The 6,563-nt window shown below is 53.1% G+C and carries 2 protein-coding genes; one reads left to right on the forward strand and one right to left on the reverse strand.

Annotation, left to right across the window (positions count from 1 at the left end):
* Positions 1-8: 8 nt before the first annotated feature.
* Entirely contained in the window at positions 9-941 is a 933-nt protein-coding gene (locus TPRIMZ1_RS0113750) for an Rpn family recombination-promoting nuclease/putative transposase (RefSeq protein WP_010261126.1), read from the reverse strand.
* 401 nt (positions 942-1,342) lie between these two features.
* On the opposite strand from TPRIMZ1_RS0113750, the gene TPRIMZ1_RS0113760 reads away from it, so the two are divergent.
* The coding region (locus tag TPRIMZ1_RS0113760) for an Ig-like domain repeat protein (RefSeq protein ID WP_198429942.1) at positions 1,343-6,563 on the forward strand (5,221 nt) is incomplete at its 3' end.

The following is a 6,563-nucleotide window of genomic DNA, read 5'->3' on the forward strand; positions in this document are numbered from 1 at the left end:
TGGTAGTTTTAGCTATCTATCCCGGCATCCCGAAGCTTCCGCCTAAGCTCCTCAATAACTTGGGCATTTTCCTCGAGTATCGGCTTGTATTTCGCCTCTGCCTCTTCCCGCCCGACTTCCTTCCCGGCCTCCCGGCTGGCGTACATCTCGGACCGATAATCCATCGCCGCCTTTTCTCGGAATAGCGCACGGGCCCATTGTTCTTCCGTCCGGCTTATCTTTTTTAACATCCGTTCTGCGTTCATAATCCCTTCCTCCCGGCAGAGGGCCTCTACCAGCCCAGCCATCCGTTTGTCGTTCCGGTACCTAAAGTATATACCCCACTTCTGGTCATCCGGCAAGTCTTCCAAGCGTATTTCCCCCGCAAAATACCCATCGGCTATCCGCTTCAGCTTGGGCAGTTCGTAGAAAATTACGTTTACCACTTCACTCAGTTCGTCATGTTCATCCTCTTCCCGCATGGTGTAGCGCCGGGGGACCTTATCACTTCCGGGAAAGAGAATAAAGTTGAGGAAGAATATTTGGTAGACCCTGGGAACTGATTTGTAGAACTTCCCCCGTTTGGCCTGGCTGGAAAGGAGGTAGGCGGCATAGACCACGGCCCGTACCTTGATGTCATCATTGGTCCGGTCAACCTGGATCTCGATATCCGCTTGCTCGCCGTCGTTAAAGACCAGGTGAATGTCCAGTCGTATGGTCTTCCCGGTGAGGTACTCCGGGAGGAGTTCGCTATTCCGGATGGATAGCGAAGTTACCGGACGGTGGATACAAGCGGACAGGAGGCAGCGGAGGGCTGTTTGGGAGTCTTCGTCATGGGCGGTAAACAGGGCCTTAAAGACGAAGTCCGAAAGCAGGTCCAGCGCCTTGCCCGTTCTGGCGTTTTTCCTAGCCTGACGGCGGAGGTCCGGATCGAAAAAAGAAAAGAGGAATGGTAGTTTCATAGAGTGCTCCTTTACGGCTTTTGGGCCGTACCGGATATAGGGAGCTCAGGTGAAAAATGCTTTACTGCGTAGAAAATATTTTGTAGATCAAATTTAGCTCAGAAAGGGTGGATAACCCCCCGTTTTTAACCCCATTTTGCCGATACTTTATACCATCATTTACGTATGAAAGTGTAAAACCTATGCTTTTATCGTGCTTTTTGGTTCCATTTACAAATTTTTGCCCTGGAGGACAAATATTTCATACAATATTGTAAAAGAATCTTTCATTTCTTTCCACTTTCGAATAAAATAGAAGTAATTAAAAATGAAAGTATCTTTGGGCATTAAATCAGTTTATTATTCTCAGCTTTTCGGAGGTGATTCTCTCACCGCCGAGCTTTTGTTTTTTATAGGGGTACATGATGATATCGTTTATTAAGAAAAGCGTGGTTGTGGCTTTAGCGGTTGGGATTCTGATTTCCTGCGATAATCCTATTCAAACCGGATTAGGCAACCGTGTAGACATTACCGGACCGGAAGTAACCGTTCTTGATCCCGAAGCAGGGGATTACCTCAACGGCCTGGTAAACTTTAATGTCTTTGCAGATGACGATATCAAGGTGGAAGGTGTCTTTGTATACGCCGCCATGGAAGGAAATTTCCAAAAGGAAAGCCCCCAATGGATAGGAATTAGCCCGCCGGAGAATGGAAAGATCTGGACTTGGCAGAAAAATACCACCAATGAGGAGGATGGTATCCTCCTGGCGCGGTTCCGGGCGGTGGATAATACCGGAAAAGCAAGCGAAACCGAGATTTTATCCTATACGATCAAGAATTTACCCCCCCGGATCGACCTCAATATCCCCAATTTCAGCCTCATAGACCGGACCCAGCTGCTTGAAGAGGAGCTTGCCGTCGCAAATAACGGGCTTTCCATTGATTCCGGCGGTGTTTTGATCGGGTATGCCACGGATATTCAGGGCGTTCGGTACCAATCCCCCAAAATTAAGTTCTGGCGCGAAGGTACGCCCAAGCCATCCTACTGGTCCGAGGTGGATGTGCCGGTTTGGGGGGACATTGACCCCGCATCCTCCCTGGCAAGTTCAAAGGGACGGGAATTCCGGTATTACATCACGGATCACCAGGAAATAGACGATTTGGACCCAAGCAAATATAAGGATCCCCGGCTCGCCAACCCCATGGAGGTGGGAGATTACCGGGTCCAGTTCCAGGTTACCGATACCAGCAAGGGCGAAGGGATCAGTACGATTTTCCCGCCCTCCTACAACATCGAAGGCATTGACTACGATTACCTGAAAGTCCATGTGGTCGCCTCCTACGAAACACCCCGCCTGGAAGTAAACTTTACCCCCAATAACACCTACCAGGGCGAAGCCTTTCTCGTCGAAGCCAAGGCATCCCACTCCATGGGCATCGGCGAGGTAGATCTACTGGTCAGAAAATCCGGCGAAACGACCCTCCACACCCTTGCATGGGAAGCAAATGCCGAAAACCTGCAGGATCTGGATATCAACGGTACGGCCACCAAATCCCGCACCGTGGAAAGCTTTTTCATAATCCCCGGCGGCTACTACATAAAAACCGATGGCGACACCTTCCTGTTTGACTCGGGAACCTACGAATTTACCGTTCAGGCCGTCTCCCGGGCCGGGGCGCGGTTCAGCCATACCCAAACCATCTACATCGACAACACCCGCCCCACGGTACAAATAACCCGGGTAGCCCCCGGCGTCTATGTGGACCCCGCCGAACCCAATACGTATACCAAAAAGTACTATGATCAGGATACTCCCTACTTCAATGTGGATAACGGTCTCAATATTAAGGAAGCGTATATCGTAAACGGCAGGGTGACCATTAACGTGGCCCCCTTCGACCAGAACGGCCTGGGAATCCACGAAGTGGATGCCGCGGGCAGGGAAATACGGCGCCTCCGCTACCTCCTGGCCAGGGTGAATTACGATGGCAACGATCTCGCCGACCCCTCCAGCCAATCGGCTAAACTGGCCAGTATCCTGCCGCTGAGAAACGGCGTCCTGGACAGGGATGTTATGTACGACCCCCAACTGGGGGTTGAACGTGCTTGGGTACCCTATGGCAATGGCGCGTGGATGGCGGGATTCATGGATAAGCTCCTGGACTCCCCCGATACGGGCAGCACCGGCATAAGTTCCCCGGGAGCGGACATGATAACCCTGAATACCAACCTGGCGGTCCCCGGAAATGAGGGTGAACTGTACCTATTTATCACCGCCAAGGATAAGGCCAATAACCTGGCCGCCCTGCTCAAGGGAACCGACACCATCGGCTACCACCTCCGGGTAAACCAGGGTTCGGATATGCCCTACGTTACCTTTACCGATATCAACGACACCGTAGACACACCGGCAAAACTGCAGGGCGCCTATGAGAATATCATGGAATCCTCGGTCCGTATCCGGGGAACCCTGGAGGACGATGACGGTATTCTGGTCAGCCCGGAATCTGTACAGTTCAGGATCCTCAAAGAGGGAGATCCGGAGACCAATGAAAAAATAATACCCTTCAACGCCGAGCTGTATAGCGGCCGGGAAGGTAAATCCCTTTCCTTTAACTTTAGCCGCCAGGATCTGGGGCAAGCCGGTATAACCGGCGACGCCGTCCTTCCCGACGGCGTGTACCGCTTAATGGTATATATAGCGGACGATGCCACCAAGAAGGACGGCGCCCCCGCATTGAGTAACGAGCCCCTAAAACAGGTTTGGTTTGCCCTTGACGCCGAATCCCCGGGGGTTGATATCATTGGCATCCAAAACAATGACTTTGTATCGGAAGAGTTGGACATGAAGGTTGATGTGTCCGATGCCAACGGCCCCCTGCAGTTGGAAGTCAGACCCCCCCAATTAATGTATGAGCCCACCGCGCTCCAATACTGGAATCTTGATTACCTCCGGTGGATTAGCAGCGGGGTCCCGTCCGCAATCTGGTTTAACACCCCCGTAATCGACCCCGCTCTGCACTATAACTTTGGCTCCTACGGCGCGGCCAAGCTTGCCGCCACAGGAAAGACTGAGGCGGATCTGATAAGCTATATTACCAGCTACGTGCTGCCGGGCGTACCCTCTATTGCGGCGCCGGTAACCACCACGGCCGATGGCAAAATAACCACGCAATATAATTTCCATGTAACGGGTATTGATAATAGTACGTCCACTCCTCACCTTACGGTGGGGCTGATCGCCCAGGATAGGTTCCTCAAGACAACCCCAAAAACCCTCGCGGTACAGCTGGATAAAGAAAAACCCCATATTGACATTACCAATTATTCCCCCAACATACGGTGGTTCCAGGGATTCGGTCAAATAAGCGGCAGAGTCTGGGATCCCTATAACTCCCTCGAAACGACCGAAGCGGCCGCCACGGGACATGTCCGCCAGATCTATTATAAGAAAATCGCCTGGACAACCCCCTCAGCCGAACCGCCCGCCCCGGGCCTTCCGGGCCTCAACAGCGAAGAAATCACAAGCGCCGGCTGGTTCCCGGCGACCATAGATTTCCCAAATGAAACCAAAGCGGGCTGGTCCGTTACGATTGGCGAAACCGGTGAGGCTGAAGGGATCTACACCCTGTACCTCTATGCAGTGGACCAGGCCGGCAACCGCGGCCCGGATTCTCCCCTGGCAAGCCAGCGATACGGTTTGGATATGGGAGATCCCACCATATCTATCACCGTGGGGAATGTCCACACCGGCGGTATTTCCACCGCAATCCCCGACCAATTTGATCCTCCCCCCTACCGGGATGACCGGTATGATCTTTCCGGGAACATTGCGGATACCTGGGGCTTGCATACATTCACCATAACCCAGAGCAAAGTGGGCGTGGCGGACAGTATAGATATCACCAGCCAGCTTACAGCACCGTTAAGTACCGGCGCCCTATCCCTCAACTGGGAGTTGCTTGCCCTGCCCAGAGACATGACCACCGGCGCGGTTATTCCCGATCTGTCTTCACACAACTATGACGGCACCTATACCTATACCTTCACCCTGATCGATATGGCCGGCCGCACACCAGCCCCCACCGCCATAAAGCAGATCGTGTACATAGACACCAGGCCGCCGGAGGTCACGGTGAGTGCACCCCACAGTGTTGACCTTGCAAACCCGGGTAACGGTACACGGGCCTTCTTCACGAGCGAGAATATAGACATTTCCGGCTCCGCTACCGACAAGTCCCCCGGTACGGTGACGAAAATTTACTATTATGACGCCCCTGACACCACGCCTGCCCCGCCTGCTACCTTTGACAATTGGACACAATACGGCGGTACCGACATCAATGCCTGGCGTATCAACACGGCTATTACGAACAACCCAGTTGAAGGGAACCGGCGTATATGGATTGTGGCTGTAGACCAACTGGGTCACCGGAACGCAAGCTTAGACTACACCAACAGCGCCACGGACATCGGGCCGGCCACGCTAAGCGAAACATACTTCCCCTATTCCTATGATAAGGATGTGCCGTTGTTAACGGAAACTTCGATTGGAGCAGGCGGCAAGTGGGTGGGCAGCGAGTTCACCCTGGATGGAACCGTTGGCGATTCCAATGCCCTACGGTCCCTCAAAGTAACCCAGACCAAGGGCGGCACTACTTCCTATGACGTAACCATTGACCTGATTAACGACCCCGGAGCCGCCGCCAATTTGAAGGGTTTAGGCTACCCCGGCTATTCCGGGAGCTACCCTGACTTTGGCGCTTCACCTTTTAATTCCGGCGCCAACTGGAGTACCGGCCAAAAATGGAACAATGGCGGCACACCGTTGTTTAACCCCCTGGACAAACTGCCCCTGACCAGCAGCGGAGCCCATGTTGAGGATACGGATCCTAACAAGAGCGGCTCCTATCACTATGTCATAGTCGCCACCGACATAACCGGCAGAACAACCACGGTTGAACGGGATGTAATAGTGGATATTACCCCTCCCACCGTTACCATTGCCAATGCTCTTGCGCATCCGCTCTTAAAATGGTTCAAGGGAGTCGCCATCATAAACGGTTCCGTTTGGGATCCCCGTTCGGGCGCTGAAACTGAAGCAAGCGCTTCCGGCGTGGTCAATAAGCTCTACTATAAAATAACCTCCCCGGACGCCGGTGGGAGCTATCCGGCCGACGACACAGCCCTGGCCACCTGGTCTTCGGCTCCCATGGAATTCCCGAATACCGCCAAATCATCCTGGAGTATTTCTATCCCGGATACCGAACTGGAAGGGAAATACAGCCTATACCTTTTTGCGGTTGACCAGGCGGGAAACCGCAGTCCCATGGTGCATCAGGATTATGGGATTGATAAAACTTCCCCGGTCATAGAGATCAAGGTGGATACAGACAGTACCGGTAGTGCCGCCACGGTTAGTCCCATCGACCGTAAGGCTATTTTCAACCTTACCGGAACCATAACGGAAGCCACCTCCGGTCTGCAAACATTCACCATTACCCAGCGTAAGGACGGAGGAACGCCCATCTCCATCACCAGTGCGATAGCGTCCTTCACTCCCGGTGTTACCACACCGCCGGCTTTCAGCAGGGAGCTTGCATCCCTGCCCAGAAAACCCGATGGCTCGATTATTGACACTA

Origin of the sequence: Treponema primitia ZAS-1 (assembly GCF_000297095.1) — a bacterium.
Classification (GTDB): Bacteria; Spirochaetota; Spirochaetia; order Treponematales; family Breznakiellaceae; genus Termitinema; species Termitinema primitia_A.